Source organism: Variovorax sp. KK3, assembly GCF_001984055.1.
Classification (GTDB): Bacteria; Pseudomonadota; Gammaproteobacteria; order Burkholderiales; family Burkholderiaceae_C; genus Variovorax.
Genome location: NZ_LYVO01000005.1, coordinates 99,555 through 117,202, shown reverse-complemented (window position 1 = coordinate 117,202; position 17,648 = coordinate 99,555). Strand labels below are relative to the sequence as shown.

The window sequence follows — 17,648 nt, the reverse complement described above, 5'->3', positions numbered from 1 at the left end:
CAGCCTTCATTCGGCGGGATCTCGCTGCACCGCTCACGAGCCGGAAGCGTTGTCGATGTCCTCCAATGTGTCGTCGACGTTCGCCAGTCGCGCGCGGGCGGTTTCTATGTACTGAAACATCGCGGGAGCAAGCTCGTCGAACTTTTGGCGCGACAGGATTCGCCCACCGTCTGGGAACTCGACCACCTTGTCCGCGCCGAAATCCGTCGCCTCTTCTTCGTGGGCAAGGATGACCTGAGCGTTCTTGGGCGCCGTTGCAGCTATTGAGGTAAGAAGCCCCTGCAGGTGTTTCCGGTCCTGCGCGCCTTGGTTGGGCGAATCAACGACCACCGGCGACGGAAGCAGTTGGTCTCTTTGGATAGTGCGCCATAGGGCCGCGTAGTAGGCGATGGTCGCCCGCGCCCGCCGGCTGCCAGAGGAGTAGGGTCGCTTGTCGATGCGCCACTTTTCAATGTCGTCTGGCCTATCCGCATCGAGCTCGACGATGGCGGCTTGGAAGTGGTCCCGGAACGAGTTGAGCGGGGCCTCCGAGTCATGAGACTTTGCGAGTAGCTTAAGCTCAGACTTGATTTCGCGGAGCTGCTGTAACTGCACGTCCAGCTCTTTAGCAACTGTGTTCTCCTCTGCCGCCAATTGCTCGTCAGCAGCGAAAGCGCTCCGACTCTTCAGAAAATCGTCGAAGGTATGGCGGCCGCGCCTTGTTGCGAGCAGGCTTTGCAGCCGCGCGTAGTTCTCCTTCAAACCCACCGCCTTGCGGCGGTTGCGTTCAAGCCGCTGACGCGTCGACTCGAGCATGCCCTCCAGGCGACCTTTGAGGACATTGAGCTCTCGGGCGTCTTCGGCCAGGCCAAGGAACGTGTGGAAAGAATCGTCGTGCTCGGCATGGCACGTCGGGCAGACGAAACGATGCTCGGTAGCAGAGACATCCGCGGCGAACTTGAAATCGGCAGCATGTTCCTTCAGCGCCGCTTCCGACAGCCGAATCTGTTGTGCGAGCGCAGTTTCGGCGTCCTGGTCTTCAACGATTGCGCGGCGCAGGTCGTCCTGCGACTTCGAGAGGTCGCCCAACTGTGTCGTCAGCTCGCGGACCTCAGCCTGGAACTCTCGCTCAGAAATCTTGACGGGTATGGTCTTCAGGTTCTTCTTGAGCCTCGACCTCGTGCGCTGCAAGGTGGCGAGCTCCACCTTCAGGTCCGACTCTTTACCCTTGACGGCCTGCTCATTCGCCTTGAGCTCAAAGTACCGTAGAGGTCGCACCTCGGCGAAGTACTCCAGCGTCTGCGCCGCCGGCGACATGAACTGCGTGAGCCTGTCGAAGGTCTCCCACCCCTTATCAAATGACCCGTCTTGGTTGATGAAGAAGGGGAGGAAGTATGTAGACGGCGACGCGTGGCGGAACCTGCCGTCGCGGTCCACTAAGTTGAGCTTGTAGTTGGTCGCCTCAGCGAACAGGCGGTTCCATTCCAAGCTGGAAGTGGCCGCGCCAACGAGCCGGTCTTGCGAAAACAGCGCGCGCAGGTCTTCCCGACGCACGGCAGTGAACGCGGCCCCATCGACTTCAAAGTCGACGGCAACGATGGCGGCATAGTCCCAGCCGGGCAGGACTCCGTGGGGTTCAGCGTCGAACGCGCGGAAGACTGACTTCAGTACCGCCGACTTCCCCGCCCCGTTCGGTCCCCACAGCAGGGTCTTGTGCCGATGGAACTCGAGTTCCATCGCCGCTTGCTCGCTCTCGGAGCAGATTCTGAGTCGTTTGAATAGCAAGATTGACATGTGATGGCTTCCGCAGCGCGCGAAGGACTAGGCGGGGATTTGGCTTAGGTCCCATTCGGTCATCTCGAATATAGAAAGCGCTCTTATCTCGTCGCGAGATAAGTCGTTTCGTTCATCGGTGAGGAGCACGCAGGCGGTCTCAAACCGCTGCTGGTCTGGCCACTGCTCCTCGTCAGCGACTTCGAACATGTGGCGCAGCATGTCCTTTGAGTTCCAGCGACTTGCCTCACCGACGAGCACCTTTTCTCGGGCGCAGCGCGTCAGGGCTGCCAGCACACGGGCCCGGTCCAAGTTCCGCCAGCTTTTGGATATGTCGTCAAAAAGGGCGGTCCGGGCAGCGGTCCGGTCCGGAATGGTCTTGAGGTCTTCTACGGCCTTCTGAAACTTGCCCCGAGTGAAGCCTCGGCGACTGACGAGTTCGTCCCAACTGCTGCACTTCTCAGTTCTCCGGGCCGTCTTCTTTAGTTCAATGTAGAGCGTGTCGACGAGCGAGGCAGCCTGACCAGCATGCTCGGGCGCCACCGTGCTCAGGAACTCCAGCATCACGCCGTTGGCGTGTCGCTGCAGGTCATTGATGGCAATGGCTTCGCTTCGAAGCTCCACTGAGCTCAGGTCGACGTCGGCGGGGTCGATGCCCTCGACGGCAGCAATCGCAGCTTTCAGTTTCGACGCGTGTGCGGCGTCTAGCCTGTCCAGCCCGATGCGGGTGTCATTGACTGAGCTTTGACCTGAGGCCAGCTCGACTTTGAACTTGCCGTTGGTGACAAACGCGCCCGTCGCCTTGGCAAGCGTCACAGTCCGAACGTGGCGAAGAAGCTTCCAAATGGGCTTGTCCGGATTGGGCGTCTTGCTTTTGCCGGACTGTCCCGTCAGGGTTAGCGGCGTCCAGTAGCCGTCTTCCTTTTTCTTCAGCTGATAGAGCTGAACGCGCGTTGGAGCAGTACTGGAGTCGAACTCTGCGACGTCCTGCATGTACTCGCAGACAAAAAGGTAGTCGCTGGGCTTGGCCTGTTCGAGTTCGGTGACCCGCTGGATGACCCAGAAGCTCGCGAAGTCGTGTCCCTTGCCACCATGCGAGCCGCCGAAGTCATGCAAGGCGTCATCACCTTCAATGACCTCAAATTCCTCGAGTGCGGTTGTTACTGCCTTGGGCATCTAGGCGCCTCCTGTCGCGAACTGTAACAGTGGTGGGTGCAAAGTCCTCCAATTTAGGCACTCGCTAGCGAAATCAACGCCTTGGACCGAGTAGTTCTAGACAGCGGCAGGCGACGTGAAGGACGGAACATCGCTTCGCAGGAAGCTTCGCAGTGCCGCCAGCAGTCAACTGGGCAACCGGAGGGGCGGCTGAGGCGTGAGGTCGGTAGTCGAAGGCGTTCGCTTTTTGAGGCGTGAGCTCCTACGGATAAGTTGAGCGCTTCACCACCGGAAGCGCAGCTGGGGGCGATCGGAGCCACGGCATCCCGGACGGTCAGCGCTTGACAGCCTGGCGATGCCGGTGATCCACCGTCAAGCGGTCGTTGGCGAGGGGGGTGATGAAGGACTGCTACCGCTGCAAACCTGCCCGACGACGGGCGCTGTTGGAGGGCAGGGGAAAGGGCCAACGCCGCTCTACAGAGGGCGCTTCAAACACCGAGAAGTGCTGGTCGTCACTAAAGCTCTCGGCCGTACCGAGAGTGACTTCGGACCAGTCTTTCACGGCTTCGGCAACCGCACTGCTGCACTGAAGGGAAGCAAGTAAGACGATTTTGCTACCCTTAAGTGCAGCAGATATCGGCCTCCAGCTTGAACCCTCTGCGTTCTGTCGGCATCTTTAAAAAGGCGTTGACCGAAACGCAAAGTTACCCTAGAATACGTTCGCTCACAGCATTTTACTTTGAGCCTCTCGGAGGCGCAAAATCTCGCCCCCTCCAGGTACTGACACCACGCCGGTACCTGTCAAAGAGCATCACTGATCTGATCCCGGCGCAACGCCGTTGATCCTGCGCGTGCATCTGCACGCCGGTGATGCTCTTTCAAAATTCAATCGACTGTATTTTTTGCCTCGGCGTTGCCTGAGGCCGCTGTTGTCCTGCGCGCAGGTCACGCCGCACTGCTTTGCTTTCGCTCACCTCCGCAGCGAGAGCCTCCTCTTTAAAAAACTTGATCTCACTAGGTCGACCAGCTTGGGTATTCCGTTCTGGTTCGGTCGAGTGCATTCGTTCTTCGGGCGAGCTCTTGCATCGCTCGGCCCGGGAGCACACCAACTAACGCAAAGGATTTGACTATGAAGATGAATGACCAAGAACTGTCCGCCGCCATCTCAGTCGCGCTATCGAAGCTTACCTCTAAGAAGATGGGCGAGTTGTGCATGAAAGGAGGGAAGCTCCATCTCGACTGTGAGACTGGCCGAGCGATGCTCTGGCCCGGGATGCGCATGGAAGTACATCCCCATCCCACAGTGGTGCTCGACCCTACCGCACCCATTTATCAGATTTCCGGCCTTGCAATGTGGCTGCCGCCATTCCCCCATGCGGAGGAGCTTAAGGGCCAATCGCTTTCGGCTAAGGGCTGGAAAGCCATGTTTGAATGGGTGCGCGGCCAGTATGCAATGAGCATTGCACTCTGGATTCGACGCCTTCGTGAGATTGAAGTGGGCGCGCTTCGCGAGCTGAATTCGCAGGCCCTGCACACCGAACCAGCGTAACTCAATCGCGCTTCTCCGGCCTCTACACCGCAGAACCTCGCCTGCAAGGCATGAGGCCCGCGTAGCACTACACCAACTGATGGCCGCTTCGGCGACGCTCTGCTTCGGGGCGAGGGAGCGATCAAATTCACCAAGGAATAGACCATGATTTTTCACGATAACCAACTTGCAGAAATGCTGACCAGCGCCTTCGATGCCCTGAACGATGCCCAATGGGGCAAGATGCTCAGCGTGGGCGGCAAGTTCGAGCTGGATTTCGAAACCCGCACGGCCAAGCTCTTCCCCGGAATGAGGATGGAGAGGCATCCTCTGCCGAAAGTGGTGCTGGGCGACCGCGATGGCGCCCTCTTCAGCATCGCGATTTTTGTTGCCCTAGATGAGGCCGAGGCCGCTCAACTGGCCGGCGCTGAACTAGCAACCGTTCGCGCCCGTTTCAAGGCCAAGTTTGACGACTGGATTCTCGACGTTCGCGACATCGAAAATGTTTACGTAACGCAGAGGCGGCCCAAGTTCCTCTTCTCGCTGCCAAAGGGGGAGGGCGATGACCTGATTGCCGCGCTCGTACGCATGGCCACGCCGGTCCCCTTACGCTGAGACCTAGTTGCGTCGATCGGCACAGCGTTTGGCAGGGAAACTTCCGCGTCGCATCGTGCTTGCGATAGCCGGCGCGGGACGTTTGCTCAGTCGCAACCGGCGCAAGGCTCGAGATCGCCAGCCCAGAGCTTGCGACCGGCAGTCATCGCGAATTTACTCCCGCTTCTGTATTGAACATCCCTGCCGAGTCCTGTCGCTTCAGCATCTCGTAGACCACGTCGAGGAACACCGTCCGGGTCCCCTGGTCGCTCAGCAGCTTCGTCGCGAGGTCTTTGTGCATGTTCATCGCCGAGACGATCGCATCCATGGCGGCCCCCGGCAGGTTTGCTTTCATGGCACGGTCCTTCGGGTTGCTCTGAATCTGTGCCATGACCACGTCGTCGCCGCGAAGCTTTTCCGACACGTGCACCGCGAACGCCACCTGATCGGTATCGCTGATCTCCTTGCTTGCCCTCGCGACCGCATGTGTGGCTCATGCAGCACGGTTGCCCATCGGCCGTCGGGAGGGCATTGACTTGCGGGCGATTGGTAATACATTACAACTAAAAACGGATGGAGGAGATCGGTGAAGAAAGTTCCTAAGGCACGCGCTCAGCTTGAGCCGCGGTATTGGGAGAGGCGCAGAGTCTGCCTTGAGTTGACCAACCAGCGACTGCCTGCCACAACCCCTGAAATATTGGGTCTTTTTCAGCTATCGGACAAAAACCGATACGAAACCTTGTGGACCCTGCTCGGCTCCGAGTTCGACTCATATGCAGGTGATTTACGCGAAAAGGATGCCATCGAATCCCTGCGCGCGAGCAGACCAGATTGCATGGAAATGGGTGTTCTCTCTTCACGCAATCCTGTGTTGATTGTGGGGCACCTCTCAAAAGCCAAGACATCCTTCAGAGTCAGAGCTTTTTTTGCGAAAACTAAACCGGCGACTTGCGCCTTAGAGTTTTTGGCTTGCCTTGAGGCTTGCGCAATATGGACTGGCGCGTCTGGCGGAAGCTCAATGACCCTGCCTCGACTCGAACCCGGGCTCAAGTCGGTTATTGAGATAAACAAGTCAAATTTTGATGCAGCGGCTGACGAAGCAGTCGTTTATATAAAAACAGATGAAACAAGAGCCCCAGAGGCCGCTAGTTTTTGGGATTCCCCGGTTTCAAAGCCATTCAGGATTGCCGCAATGAAAGTGCTGCCAGTTTTTTTGAAAGGAGATTCGACGTGACCGTTATTCTCGAGAATCAATATGGCCCAACGGATTATGAGCGATATGAGCCTGGATACCCTGATGAGCCCGTTGAACGCGGAACTCTTGGACACGGAGAAAACAGACTCGGAGATCCCGGAAAAGATGTAATTGTTGTTTATAGAGACGGAGTTCAGGCTTACTATCAAGATGGTGCCTTGACAGAAGTTCCCCCTCCTTAGATTTGTCGCAATATTTTTTAAATGCAATTTGCAAAATCATGAACGAAGACTGGTTCGCGCAGGTGGGGTCTCATTGTTCAGGGCTCATGAGTCTTAACGAGGCTGTTTCTCGCATCCTTGACACGCCTCTGGCAGTGGAGGCAGCCTCCCCGGCTGGTTGCTATGTCGCGTTGCTACCGGCATCGAGCATCGAAAACGGGGACGGTAGTCTTTATTTGCAGGCGGAAATTGTTCTTGAGACTTCGAATTCGTTGCAGCTGAGAAATCTCTTAGTCGAATACGGCGACGCTACTGTACCGTATGGACTCAGGGTTTTTACCGCTACGATTCTGGATAAAATTGAATTTATCGGACCCCAGGCGGAGCTCTGGAAATTTGTCGCCAGCTTCGCATTTGATCAGCTATACGACTTTCTAGACGCGGTTCCACTTCAGCTTCGAACTCTAAGTGGCTACATCGCCGTTGGAGGAAAGGTTCAGCGTCAGACTTTCATGACGCGAACGTCCGCCGGAAGATTTTTGGAGGCTCGACAGATCTACGCGGTCGACGTTGGCCTTGAAACTAGGTCTTTCGTATTGAGCGACTGCCTGTTTCCGGTCAAGGTTGTAGCCTCTGAATTTGAGGCGAAAACTCAGTTTGCCACAAAACAGCTAAAACAACGCTTAAATTCTAGCTGGCAAATATTCGATGTTGGCACCAACCGCTGGGAAACTGAGCTCACATACCTTTGCCAAGACGCGGGCAACTACTTTTTTGAATCAAACGAAATCGAGTATGACAGACTCATTGGTAAAACCACCCATAAAGTCAGCTTCGAAGGTGGTTCTTGGTTTCGGAAGCGAAGCGATTCAACAGACTTTGTGAGAGTCTACGAGAAGGTCACTGCTCGCTAGTTTCTCCGTTGTCGGCGATCGAGCCGACCCGGGCGCTGGCCGGGTCCCGCAGCCGTCGCGGGCGCTTCACGCTACTTTGGGGCTGTCAGGAAGCTAGGGCCACTGCAAGACCGAGGAAAAAAGCCCGTGCCAACTGCGGACCCTCGACTGCTACGTCGTCTGCCGTGCGCACGAAATGCTCGCAGTTCAATCCAAGCCACGATCAGCGCGGCTGTGCGTCAACGCCTCCCAGTGGTTGAGGCTGTAGTTCAAGGCCTTGGCGGTCGAGCTGCCGTCGGGCACTCGGCTTCGTTCCAGTTGCCGCCATGCATGCAGGTCCGCCCACAGTGGCTTCGCATGGCTGCATCTTCTCGACAGCCGCTCATCGCTCGTCAGCGCCGACAGCTCTCGCTCGAGGCGGTAGATCTCCGCGATGCGACGCCGCGCCTCCTCAGCGACAGCGCTCTTGTCGTTCAGCCCAAACGACAGCGCGACCGCCACGACGGAAGCGCGGGGTTCGGCGCAGGCGGCCAGAACCTGCGCCTTGAATGCCGCGCTGTGCCGGCGGAGTTGCTTCGGATTGACGCCCATAGATGTCCAGCTAACTTCGGTGGACAGCATGGTCTCCGGCTTGGCCTCTGATCTCAAGGTGGGGAGACTGGCCGTTTACAGTTCTCGTGACATCGTCCACTTTGGACCCTTGCCATCGTAAAGCGCTGCAAGATGGCCATCACTGAACCCGACATCACCGCATGCCACGGGCCTCTACCGAGGTTCTTCCCCGACCACTACAAGCTGAAGCGTGCAGCCAACCGGAGCATCGTCCGCCTGAGCTGGCACGAAGGCCTTGGTGGGGCTGCCGCAGCGGAAGCAGCGAAAGTACCGGGCAAGCTCCTCCGGTGAGGCAACATCGGACAAGATGGTGCTCAGCGGTACGGATGCATATACCCACGAGCACCTCGGGCATTTGACTTCGACGTACGGCGGAGAGTCAGTCATAAGCGGCCTCGGTTGAGAAGGCGTCGATCCGGTCAATCCAGATTTGGTCGCCGGTGTCGATTTCGCGCTTGGAGAGGTTGTTCTCGCGGTACCGAATCAACGCCTCGCCAGTGAGAGTTCCTGACGCGACCGAGGCGCCAGCCCCAAGGAACCAAGCCACCAGGTTGGGCATCAAGGAGAAGGCCGTTGAGAACCGTGCTGCTGAGGTGGTCGGGATCGAACTGGACATGTAGCTCCTTCGTTTTTCTCCTTGGAACCGTCGGCCTTGGAACCCGTCGGCCCGGCCCGCCCTATCAAATGCCCTCAACCCATAGCCTTCGCAGCTTGGTTCGCCTTTTCGCGAGTTATGCCTAGCTCTACTCCATACAGTGCCCACAATAGCAAATCCCCAACGTCTTTGCAGACTATGACTATCACTCAGACCCATTCCCAGATCCAGCAACAGATCGCAAAGCTTCAGAAGGAGGCCGATGGGCTTCGCCACAAGGAAACCGGCGGCGTGATGGCTCGAATCAAAATTGCTATCGAACACTATGGCTTGACGGCTGAGCAGCTCGGGTTCGCAGCATGGGCCCTGCGGCATTTGCTCTTCCAACGGGCGGTCCATTCCGGCGAAACTGCTTCGCAGCCGAGTCGTGCCCGAGAGCGACGGCCCTTTTGCCAAGGTGAGCGATAAGCCAGTACTGCCATGGAGTGCAGACGAGACCGCGAGGCTTTTGGGACGGGCTTGGTCCGTTTCCCAGGAAGACGCGCTGGCCGTGCTGGCCGACAACTCGACGCGGCTAGTTGCGCTGAGCGAGCGGGCTAAGTCCGAAAAAAGAAGCTGGACGTCAGCTTACCGGAGCAAGACTGGCCGGACAAGGGGAAGGCGTCATAGCCCATAGCCGTGAGAGAATCCGGGCCGGCGTGCGTTTGAAGAGACTCAAATCTTTCCGTTGATTCAAAATCGGACGTCTTTGTCGCCAACGTTCATCACTTCAAGCGACCAACTCTCTTAACTTCAAAGGTTTCAGACTCAATGACGAAGACCTACGCGCAGATCAAATCCGCCATCGCCAAACTCGAAAAGGAAGCGGCCGCGCTCCGTGAAGCTGAGACAAAAAAAGTGGTTGCCCAAATCAGGGAGTCGATTGCGACGTTTGGCCTGACTGTTGAACACCTCTTTGGCCGTGGCGCCAAAGTACTGAAAGCAGCCGCCGGGAAGGCCCTGGGTGGCGGCAAAGCAGTGCGCAAGGGCGCAGGCGTTCCCAAGTACCGTGACCCCAAGACGGGCAAGACCTGGACGGGCTTCGGCAAACCTCCCGCGTGGATTGCCTCGGCTCGCAACCGTGACAGGTTTCTCATCGACCAATCTGGCGTCGTGGCGGCACCTTCGGTCGAAGAAGGAGTCGCGCCCATCGCTCCAGTGGCGAAAAGGGCCGCCCGCAAGACCCGCACGGTTGCTGTTCCGGTGAAGACGAATCGCGCCAAGAAGGTGGCTGCCACAGCGGCTGAAGTTGCAGCCCCTGAAGCAAAGGCCGAAAAGGCCGCGAAGAAGGCTCCGTCGGCAAGGAAGGTGACTGCTGCCGCCAAGGTTGCGAAGGCTCCCAAGGTCACTGCGAAGGCAACCATGAAGGTCGCCTCCAAACCCGTCAAGGCACAGCCTGCAGCCAAGACGCGCGGCCCGCGCACGACCATGAAGGCTGCGGCGCCTGTTGTGACGTCCGCCGCGCCAGAGGCGGCCGAGACGGGAGCGACCGCGAACTGATAGCTTAGCCGGCCGGCCTGTGTCGGCTCGAAATGACCATGCAAAAACGGGCCGTTCTTCGGCCCGCTTCCTTTTGGCTCAGCTTCCGGACTGCGCCGCCCCAGATTCGGGCCGCGCCGTCACCCGGCGGCGTTCTTTCAATCGAAGTAACGCTTGTGGAGCCCTTCGGGACCGGGTTCGATTCCTGCGTCCGGGTTCACATTGCCGAACTTGCCCAAGTCCAGCGACAACCTGCCGGTCTTGCGGCGAAAAGCTAATGCCAGGGGTTTTACATTTGCTTCATGAATCGCATCTGTTCAGCAAATATGCCGTCAACCCATAACTTAGCTGATTGGGAAGCATTTGCTGAGCAACTACCCGGGAGCGCCGAGCCCAGGCCAGTCATCCGCAGACGCTTGAACAGTTCGAGGTGGCGCTTGACTCGTGAAGTCGGGAAAGCAGGTCAATGCGGCGGCCACGACCGGACGCTCATCCACCTTGGCAAAATTCCAGTGCCAAACGACTTTACTCGTGCATCCCTGTGCAGGGGATGAATGTCTCCTCGCAGCCACTGCGCAGAACCTGTGGCGAATGAGCAAGCGGCTGATGGGAGATGGGTCACGCCGACCGGAAGGTCCCGCGCCTGACCGTCACCAGGAAGTCCTCGAGCGAATTGCCCGCTTCCAACTCCGCTCGTAACCATGCGGGGCGCGGACCCATGCCCCCCCAAATTTGTCCCCGCCCATTAGCATACTTGGCTTTGGTTGCGCCCTGAGATATGGCCGGAGTCTGCGTTGCAAGGGCGGGCTTCGATGTCGAACCGAAGCCGAGTTGCTGAGCCGTGATGCCGTACTCCGCGATTGCGACTTTGATGCGGTCGATGACGCCGCGCATCTCATGCATGCGCAGTTTCTCTGCCTTGCGCTGCAAGGACTGGATTTGCTTTTGAACTTGAAGGTACGTTTGGGTCAACTCCAGTTCTGGCTCGGTTGGAATACTGCAAATTCTGGATAGTCGAAGGGCGCCTCTGTGAGCCGGTTGGCGCCGTACGAAGGAGGGTCCGGGAACACTTGGTGCACCATTGATTGCGGAAGGAAACTCGACCGACCTGGGTCCAATGTTTGCTGCAGCGTCTTGCCGCGGCTGGTCTTTCTTGGGGAACTGGAACTCGACCTCCTTGCCATGCTTTGACGGCATGTCGGCAAAGACCTCTGCGATCGCCGGCTTGCGATCCCCAGCATTGGGGAGAGCGGTTGCGACGGCATCGGCGCATGTTGTCTCTCGCTCTGCAATCGCCGTTGCCACTTCCTTCGACAATATCTGCCTATCATTCGAGCGTGTGACAGTATCGACCACGTCAAGATGCTTGCCCGCTGCCGGCAGCGCGGCGACAAGTTCACTGGCCATTCGACGGGCCTCCGACTTAGCAGCAACGCTGCGACGGACCTTGAGTTCGTTGATATGCCAGCCGTAATACAACTCGCGGGTTTCGGCAGTGTCGTGATTGCTGATGAGCACCGTCGCTCCTCGAGTACTTGCTTCGACGCAGCATTCGACGAGCCGCTTGTGTTTGCTCGCGTCGAATCGGGCCGAGCCGTAGTGGATGAAGCTCTTGCCATCCGCTGAATCGAGGTAGGGTGGGTCGCAGTAGACGACGTCTCCTGGTCCGGCCATTTCCAACGTGCCCTCGAAGCCGCCGTTCAAGATGATGGTGGACTGCAGTTTCGACGCCGCTGCAAGCATCTCTTCGATGTGCAAGTCGGGAACCCTCCTGGGGTAGGAGTAGGGCACGTTGAATTCGCCTGAGTTGTTTGTACGGAAAAGTCCATTGAAACAGTGGCGGTTCAAGAACGGAAACCGCACGGCGCGTTCGAACCGGTCAGACAGCGAGTTGAATTCAGCGCGGATATTTAGATAGGCATCCTTTGTCAGGTTGTCTTCGACGAAGAACTGTTGGGCACGCGAGATAAACTCTTCCGGACGGTTCTGGAGCGCAGCGTAAACTGCGATCAGGTCTTCGTTGGTGTCGCCGATGACATAGCGTTCGTAGTTCGTCGAGAGAAAGACGCTGCCAGCGCCGACGAACGGCTCAATCAGCCGTTTGCCCTCTGGCAGCAGCGGCAGCAACTGCGAGAGAAGCTTCGACTTACCGCCAGTCCACTTAAAGAAGGGACCGCGGTTTTGGTTTGAAGCAGCAAGGAAACTGGCGGGGGGGACGCCGAAGAAGGCGGGGGTACTGTTTTGGTGCATCTCCCGTGTAGGGAAATGCGAAGGCGACGTGAACCCATAAGCGCGCCCAAGGCGAGCGCGCCTGTGAAAACTACCTTAATCACCGGGACATAATTAGATGTAATAATATGTGTCTCGTCGACGCGCTGTGCAAATCGGCGTTTCGCGCTTCGGCAAAACCACCCGCTCCCAAGCGTCTGCTCACACGGCTCGCTGATTCCCTTCCGGCAGAATTGGGTTCATGACTGACTACAGCGTGCTTCCGGTCAAGGACCCCCTTCCTCTAACCGGCCCAAAGCGTCGGGTCGCGATGGCAGTTGACACCGCACCCGACGAGTCTGAAGGGTCGTCACATAGTCGCTTTGGCGCGGCGGCCTCCCTCCTGGAGAGCCTCGACACCCGCCCGCTGCATGTGCGCCTTCAGGGGCGACCGTGGTGGAAATTCTGGTGAGTTGAACGTGCGGCGCTTCGCAGTTGCGCCCGCTTTCTTCTGTTCTGACGTTGCCCCGCTGGCTGGCCAGCGCAAGGTCTTTCGCTTCGACACAGACAGCAAGGTTGCGTATTCAGACGCGCCGTGTGCCGGCGCGAACGTCGTCGATGCGAGGCCCACGCAGGGCACAGATCAGCGCAGTGGTGCATCCCGGAAAGGCCGTGAGCTCCAGCGCGACGAATACACCCATGCTCGACAACGCGAGAGGATCACTGCACGGCAGATCCCATGACGACATGAACGGTGCTCCGCCGAGTCAGCAGGCATGTGCTCGGCTTGGCAGCCAAACCTCAGCGCTCGAAGCTAGCGCGGGCGGCGCCCCAGCCGACCCCAAAGCTGCAACGCCGCGTCCATCCGCCATCAGAGCGTGATGACGAGACTGCGGTCAAAATCTGGGTTCTCGAAGATTAGCTTGCTGGGGTCTCCGACGGAACGGTAGTTTGTGGGGTACCCCCGTGGGTTCGTGACAACTCTGCAACCGTAGCTTGTGTAGTCGAAGCTGCTATGTACATGGCCGTGAATCCAGACGTCTGCGAGACGCAGGAGTGCTGGAAGCTCGCTCACAAACGCCGCATTCAGCATGTCGCCTTGGTATCGCGGATGAATTGAGCCGCCATGCGGACCGTGATGCGTGATGACCAGAGTTCTCCCGTCAAACGGCGCGGAAAGCGCCTCGGTGAGCCACGCGACCGTCGCCCGGTGCTCGTCCAAAGCATGCATGGGCTTGAACAGCAGCCCGTCCCTGTATTGAATGATTCGATGGTCGGCAAGACGTTTGCCTGCTTCGCCCATTCGAAGTGCCTGCCGGTCGGGGCCTCCCGCCGGTTCCGACAGACGGTAGTCAGTCCAAAGCGTGGCACCTAGTATCCGTATCCCGTCTACGCGCCGCTTCTTCGTTCTGTACCAGCCTTTGAACCGCGACAGTTCGATCGGACCGACAGCCGAGTTGTCGAGCAGAACAATCGACGTTCCCTGAGTCATCTCATGGGCGGTTCTGCGCAGCGAGTCCATCGTCTGTTGACTGTAGAACTCGTGGTTGCCCATTACGAACAGAACCGGGGTTCGCCACCTTCCGAACATACGAACCACGTCCTCAATCCGGTGGATGTCGCCGGCGAGAACCAGCAAGTCTGCCTCAGGATTCGGGACGAGCCCGTGCCATCCGGGGAAGCGCCAAAGAAGCTCTAAATGCAAATCCGAGGCGAGTTGAATCCGCAGATCTAGTGCGTCGTGGGAGGATGCGAGGGTCATGGCGATACCCAGGGAGAGTGGTTCAGCACTCATCCAGCCTCTGCATCCGGCGCACCCTCGCGATGATTTCGAGGCGCGTCTCTTGGGGAAGCAGGGTGGAGAGCGGCGATGCCTGGCGCAACTCGCGGCCGCGTTCGGAATCCTCAACGGCCAGGTCCCAGTTCCTTTGCTCAAGGACGTCTCGCCATTGCTCCCATAGTGGCACTGACCTCTGGCTACCTATCACCATCCAGCGGGCAAGCGTGGCCTGAGCCTTGAGGACAAGCGAAGGGTCCACAAGAATGAGGCGGACGGCCTCTCGGTGCATCAGCAGGCTCTGATGGTCTTGAGGAATGTGATGTCGTGAGGGCAGTCGGCCGGGATCAATCGGTGAAATACCGCGCTGCGCGAGTTCGTCAAGGACCTTGGCGAGCCCGTTGTCGGAGTCGGAGAACGGTGGTTCGAAGGGTTCTACCCTGATGAACTGCTCCAGTTGGGTTGGATGAACGTAGTCCGCATGATCGTCTACCAATAGCGCTTCGCTCGACTCGCAGTCCGAGATGAAAGTCAGGTTCTTGATGGAACCTTCCCAATGCACGTACTCCAGGTGCTGGAACCAAACCGGTACAGCGTCTTCGTCTACTAACGTCTTGGCGATTTGGCGGAACCGGTCCTCAGTCACAGATGTGAACATGACGATGCGCTCAAACAGCGCTTGGCACCGCTCAATGAACTCAAACAGGCCCGGCCGGGGAAACTGGCTGACTGCGTTGGAAATGAGAGTTCCCTCTAGGTCCAGGGCAAGAACCGTTGGGCGGGGTGGCGGTGAGCTAGCCATATTCTGTGCACCACTTCAATCTGCGCTGGCAATCGCTTTGACTTAGACGACCTTCCGGCGGCCCGCCATGCGTTTGCTCACTTAGCACATGATCCAGCTGAGTTCGGCAGGGGAAACGCCCCAACCCTTCTGTCCAACGCCTCCTCGCACTTTGGTCAACAACGTCGGCAGATCCCACTCCGGGCGCACCTGGAGCTTTCGTTCGCAATAGCCGACCAATTGAATTACTAAATCCTCGCAGGCGTCGTACCGCGTATACAACTCGTCCTCAGTCAGGCCCTCAACGACTGTGCCATCAACCAAGCGCACGCCAATCTTAGGTTGCAATCCAGGAAGGGCACCAAAAAGGTCCTCTCTAGGAAAATCGTCGGGGATACTTTTTCCCTGGCCCATCGCAACTCCCTCCTACGAAGGTTGAGAACGTTTTGATCGAATGCTGACACGAATTCGCTTGGAATTCAATCTATTTTTAGCGAGATGGCAACGTTGCTGTTTGGAATTAAGCATGCGGAAGCTAGACCGTCCCTTAACCTTTGAAGACTTTTCTTTGTATTGCGAAGAAATATATCAGTCAACACGCGAGGCGCCAAATATTCGGCATTTTTTGTTAACTTTAAAGCAATGCTTCGGAGTTCGATCACAGGTAGACGCTCGCTAAACCCTTGGTTTCTTTGAGGTTTTTGAGATGACTCGCGCGGTCAGGGTTCGCGAGGCGAGGAAGCGCTTCGCCCACCTGAGCCTCCCCTTGCCCTCGGGACCCCTCGATTCTTCGGGTGCATGTCATAGTTTTTGTCGAAAAAACTAGCTGCGTATTAGGAGAGTTTTTGAACTTGACTTTCGGCGCCTATACTGGCGGGTACTGTCTGAAAATCGCGTCGTGGCGCTTCATGCCACGGGTTCCATTTGGAGATGCGAGGTTCAACGCTGCCTGCTGCAGCTTGAATTGGATGAGGCAACTGAAAAACTAGCCCTTGCGCCGAACTAATACTCGAGCTTTGTCTAGGCTTTCTTCCCCTGTTATAACGGGAAGCAGCTGGTTGCTATGGTACTCACCCAACCTGGGGCCGATGCACTGGGGGTAGGGTCGAATATGCCAAACCAGGGGAAAAAGGGTTGAAAATGGCTATGGGTGGCGAAGGTAGCGCCCTAACTCGAACGGCTGCCGGGGGGTATTTGCTGATTAATTTCGGCGGCCCGAAGGAATATCCTGGCCAAGAGGCTAGGGGGTGCGCGTTTGAAATGCTGAGTTAATACCTACCAGGGCGTTGAGCTAGCGCTCAGCTAAGCAGTCTCCTTATCCAAAAGGGAAGGGGACGCAGGGCCAGAGCGTCCAAGCGTCCGAAGGGGATCAAGCTGCAGGGGAAGGGTGGGGGCGAACGGTCAAGGGGCGACGGCCAAGAGCGAGACTGGATGGGGCGGGTGGGTGATGGTCGAGGTGTTGGCCGTGTTCGATCGTCAAGCACGAGTTGTAGGCCTATCGCTGTCGGGGCCTGCTGAGAACGGCTTTTTCCGCGCGGGTCGGACTGGACCGGCGAGTCGCCGTGCGAGCGAGGTCATTCGGCCTTCGCCGCAGTTTGGCTCGAGGCAAAAATACTTCTTGAAAGCTGCTTCGAATCTCCGCTTCGTACTCCTATACCGGCTTGGAGCGCGGACTGCCGGGGCGCCTCAGTATCGATACCCGGCGCTACCTCAAATCGACATGACCATCACCAAATCACAACTCTCTGACTACATTTGGCACCGCGCCAACCAACAGAAAATGAAGGACGACTACGCTGCAACTGCAACTGCAACTTGAGCTTGTCGACCATGAGTTTCAGAAGCATCACTTCGGCGTCTCGCTCCTCGACCACTCGCAGCAAACGCTCAACGGTATGAAGCGTGTTGGAGGCGTCGATGGGCTTCGTCCGTTCTCTATTTTGCTCGGCCTTCACCACGTCGAACAACCAGTGCTACACCGGAGAACTTCTCATCCAGTAGTTCGTCTCGACGAGAGCGCTGGAATCAAGCAGCGAGCATCGGCTCGGGCGTGCGCACCGGCATGCGTCCAGCAGCATCGAGAGCTGCGCTGGCGAGAGCGAGACGCTGCCTGACGTGGCCTGCGGCCAGGCGAAGCGCCCGCGTTCGAGCCGCTTGGCCAGGAGCAGCAGGCCCCGGCCATCAAACCACAGGACCTTCAGGCTGTCGCCGCGCTTGCCGCGAAAGGCGAAGACGAGGCCGCAGAAGGGTGCCGTCTGGACCATGGCAGCCAGGCCATCGAAGCCCTTCCTCATGTCGGTGGGGCCGGCCGCGATCCACACGCGCATGTTCGAGGGAAGACCAATCATTGCGATGGCACCGAGCAGGCGCAGCACGCAGTGCAAGCTGGCCTCGTCGACGGCTCCGCGCAGGCGAACACGCGTGGCCCAACATCGATCTCGATCACGCCGCTTGAAGGGCGCGGCGCAATGGCCTTGGGGACCGCTTTGGATACGGCGTCCATCTGCACCTTGACCGGCAGGAGCATCGGCGGCGCTGCGGCCTCGGTTGCAGGTCCCTCAGCATGCAGTCGAATCCGGCGCCAGTTGAACAGGAGATTGGCATTGATGCCGTTCTCCTGCGCGATGGCGGCAACCGACGCGCCAGGCTCCAGGCTGCGTTCGATCAACTCATGCTTCAGCTCTTCGCTGTGCCTGCGCCGGGTGGCTGGCATCGTCGGCGCGAACCTCGTAGCGTGAACTGGCTGGCCAGGCCACCGGCCGACGGCTTGCCCGTGGCCTTGCCTGCGGCATCGCCCGCCGAATTGCTGCGATCGCTGG

At 58.2% G+C, this 17,648-nt stretch carries 17 protein-coding genes; 6 read left to right on the top strand and 11 right to left on the bottom strand.

Annotation, left to right across the window (positions count from 1 at the left end):
* Positions 1 to 33: 33 nt before the first annotated feature.
* Together B0W80_RS04185 and B0W80_RS04180 are read right to left on the bottom strand one after the other, a co-directional pair.
* Positions 34 to 1,773 (bottom strand): hypothetical protein, encoded by a 1,740-nt coding sequence (locus tag B0W80_RS04185; protein ID WP_076997847.1) that lies wholly within the window; start codon positions 1,771 to 1,773, stop codon positions 34 to 36.
* A 27-nt stretch (positions 1,774 to 1,800) separates the two neighbouring features.
* Positions 1,801 to 2,928 (bottom strand): dsDNA nuclease domain-containing protein, encoded by a 1,128-nt coding sequence (locus B0W80_RS04180; RefSeq protein WP_076997846.1) that lies wholly within the window; start codon positions 2,926 to 2,928, stop codon positions 1,801 to 1,803.
* 1,108 nt (positions 2,929 to 4,036) lie between these two features.
* Between B0W80_RS04180 and B0W80_RS04175 the strand changes: the two genes are divergently transcribed.
* Both B0W80_RS04175 and B0W80_RS04170 read left to right on the top strand, forming a co-directional pair.
* Complete coding sequence (locus tag B0W80_RS04175) at positions 4,037 to 4,456, top strand: hypothetical protein (RefSeq protein WP_076997845.1); 420 nt, start codon at positions 4,037 to 4,039, stop codon at positions 4,454 to 4,456.
* A gap of 144 nt (positions 4,457 to 4,600) precedes the next feature.
* On the top strand, positions 4,601 to 5,050 hold the full coding sequence (locus B0W80_RS04170; protein WP_076997844.1) for a hypothetical protein: 450 nt from the start codon (positions 4,601 to 4,603) through the stop codon (positions 5,048 to 5,050).
* Between the two features lie 142 nt (positions 5,051 to 5,192).
* On the opposite strand, the gene B0W80_RS04165 is transcribed toward B0W80_RS04170, so the two are convergent.
* Positions 5,193 to 5,471: a hypothetical protein gene (locus tag B0W80_RS04165; protein WP_179106829.1), complete on the bottom strand. Its 279-nt coding sequence runs from the start codon at positions 5,469 to 5,471 to the stop codon at positions 5,193 to 5,195.
* Positions 5,472 to 5,615: 144 nt separating this feature from the next.
* Between B0W80_RS04165 and B0W80_RS34700 the strand changes: the two genes are divergently transcribed.
* Genes B0W80_RS34700 through B0W80_RS34690 form a run of 3 tightly spaced genes read left to right on the top strand, consistent with a single transcriptional unit; the run spans position 5,616 to position 7,359 of the window.
* Positions 5,616 to 6,263, top strand: a complete 648-nt coding sequence (locus B0W80_RS34700; protein WP_143684476.1) for a hypothetical protein — start codon at positions 5,616 to 5,618, stop codon at positions 6,261 to 6,263.
* Positions 6,260 to 6,466 carry a hypothetical protein gene (locus tag B0W80_RS34695; protein ID WP_143684475.1) on the top strand — a complete coding sequence of 69 codons (207 nt, stop codon included), beginning with the start codon at positions 6,260 to 6,262 and terminating at the stop codon, positions 6,464 to 6,466. The genes B0W80_RS34700 and B0W80_RS34695 overlap by 4 nt, the downstream gene beginning before the upstream one ends.
* A gap of 38 nt (positions 6,467 to 6,504) precedes the next feature.
* Positions 6,505 to 7,359, top strand: coding sequence for a hypothetical protein (locus B0W80_RS34690; protein ID WP_143684474.1), 855 nt, complete (start codon positions 6,505 to 6,507; stop codon positions 7,357 to 7,359).
* 186 nt (positions 7,360 to 7,545) lie between these two features.
* On the opposite strand, the gene B0W80_RS04160 is transcribed toward B0W80_RS34690, so the two are convergent.
* Both B0W80_RS04160 and B0W80_RS04155 read right to left on the bottom strand, forming a co-directional pair.
* A complete protein-coding gene (locus tag B0W80_RS04160; RefSeq protein WP_083745169.1) occupies positions 7,546 to 7,959 on the bottom strand; it encodes a transposase in 414 nt (137 codons plus the stop codon).
* Between the two features lie 370 nt (positions 7,960 to 8,329).
* Positions 8,330 to 8,566: a hypothetical protein gene (locus B0W80_RS04155; protein ID WP_076997842.1), complete on the bottom strand. Its 237-nt coding sequence runs from the start codon at positions 8,564 to 8,566 to the stop codon at positions 8,330 to 8,332.
* A gap of 789 nt (positions 8,567 to 9,355) precedes the next feature.
* Between B0W80_RS04155 and B0W80_RS04145 the strand changes: the two genes are divergently transcribed.
* Positions 9,356 to 10,084, top strand: coding sequence for an H-NS family nucleoid-associated regulatory protein (locus B0W80_RS04145; RefSeq protein ID WP_076997840.1), 729 nt, complete (start codon positions 9,356 to 9,358; stop codon positions 10,082 to 10,084).
* A gap of 597 nt (positions 10,085 to 10,681) precedes the next feature.
* Here the strand turns inward: B0W80_RS04145 and B0W80_RS04140 are convergent.
* The 6 genes from B0W80_RS04140 to B0W80_RS36470 form a co-directional block, all read right to left on the bottom strand.
* The gene (locus B0W80_RS04140) at positions 10,682 to 12,313 is read right to left on the bottom strand and encodes a Dam family site-specific DNA-(adenine-N6)-methyltransferase (protein ID WP_076997839.1); all 1,632 of its coding nucleotides are present in this window, start codon (positions 12,311 to 12,313) and stop codon (positions 10,682 to 10,684) included.
* Between the two features lie 829 nt (positions 12,314 to 13,142).
* Positions 13,143 to 14,033, bottom strand: a complete 891-nt coding sequence (locus B0W80_RS04135) for a metallophosphoesterase (RefSeq protein ID WP_256856479.1) — start codon at positions 14,031 to 14,033, stop codon at positions 13,143 to 13,145.
* Between the two features lie 22 nt (positions 14,034 to 14,055).
* Positions 14,056 to 14,850: an NIF family HAD-type phosphatase gene (locus tag B0W80_RS35915; RefSeq protein WP_218668868.1), complete on the bottom strand. Its 795-nt coding sequence runs from the start codon at positions 14,848 to 14,850 to the stop codon at positions 14,056 to 14,058.
* 81 nt (positions 14,851 to 14,931) lie between these two features.
* Positions 14,932 to 15,243 (bottom strand): hypothetical protein, encoded by a 312-nt coding sequence (locus B0W80_RS04120; RefSeq protein WP_076997838.1) that lies wholly within the window; start codon positions 15,241 to 15,243, stop codon positions 14,932 to 14,934.
* A gap of 1,559 nt (positions 15,244 to 16,802) precedes the next feature.
* Positions 16,803 to 17,204 carry an IS66 family insertion sequence element accessory protein TnpB gene (gene tnpB / locus B0W80_RS04110; RefSeq protein ID WP_373038165.1) on the bottom strand — a complete coding sequence of 134 codons (402 nt, stop codon included), beginning with the start codon at positions 17,202 to 17,204 and terminating at the stop codon, positions 16,803 to 16,805.
* Entirely contained in the window at positions 17,174 to 17,542 is a 369-nt protein-coding gene (locus tag B0W80_RS36470) for a transposase (RefSeq protein WP_076997836.1), read from the bottom strand. The genes tnpB and B0W80_RS36470 overlap by 31 nt, the downstream gene beginning before the upstream one ends.
* Positions 17,543 to 17,648: the final 106 nt, after the last annotated feature.

Bases quoted from the DNA above. Each gene is read 5' to 3' on its own strand.
- B0W80_RS04160 (WP_083745169.1), bottom strand. From the start codon at position 7,959: ATGCTGTCCACCGAAGTTAGCTGGACATCTATGGGCGTCAATCCGAAG.
- B0W80_RS34690 (WP_143684474.1), top strand. From the start codon at position 6,505: ATGAACGAAGACTGGTTCGCGCAGGTGGGGTCTCATTGTTCAGGGCTC.
- B0W80_RS04170 (WP_076997844.1), top strand. From the start codon at position 4,601: ATGATTTTTCACGATAACCAACTTGCAGAAATGCTGACCAGCGCCTTC.
- B0W80_RS04120 (WP_076997838.1), bottom strand. From the start codon at position 15,243: ATGGGCCAGGGAAAAAGTATCCCCGACGATTTTCCTAGAGAGGACCTT.
- B0W80_RS36470 (WP_076997836.1), bottom strand. From the start codon at position 17,542: ATGCCAGCCACCCGGCGCAGGCACAGCGAAGAGCTGAAGCATGAGTTG.
- B0W80_RS04140 (WP_076997839.1), bottom strand. From the start codon at position 12,313: ATGCACCAAAACAGTACCCCCGCCTTCTTCGGCGTCCCCCCCGCCAGT.
- B0W80_RS04135 (WP_256856479.1), bottom strand. From the start codon at position 14,033: ATGACCCTCGCATCCTCCCACGACGCACTAGATCTGCGGATTCAACTC.
- B0W80_RS04175 (WP_076997845.1), top strand. From the start codon at position 4,037: ATGAAGATGAATGACCAAGAACTGTCCGCCGCCATCTCAGTCGCGCTA.
- B0W80_RS04155 (WP_076997842.1), bottom strand. From the start codon at position 8,566: ATGTCCAGTTCGATCCCGACCACCTCAGCAGCACGGTTCTCAACGGCC.
- B0W80_RS04180 (WP_076997846.1), bottom strand. From the start codon at position 2,928: ATGCCCAAGGCAGTAACAACCGCACTCGAGGAATTTGAGGTCATTGAA.
- B0W80_RS04145 (WP_076997840.1), top strand. From the start codon at position 9,356: ATGACGAAGACCTACGCGCAGATCAAATCCGCCATCGCCAAACTCGAA.
- B0W80_RS04185 (WP_076997847.1), bottom strand. From the start codon at position 1,773: ATGTCAATCTTGCTATTCAAACGACTCAGAATCTGCTCCGAGAGCGAG.
- B0W80_RS35915 (WP_218668868.1), bottom strand. From the start codon at position 14,850: ATGGCTAGCTCACCGCCACCCCGCCCAACGGTTCTTGCCCTGGACCTA.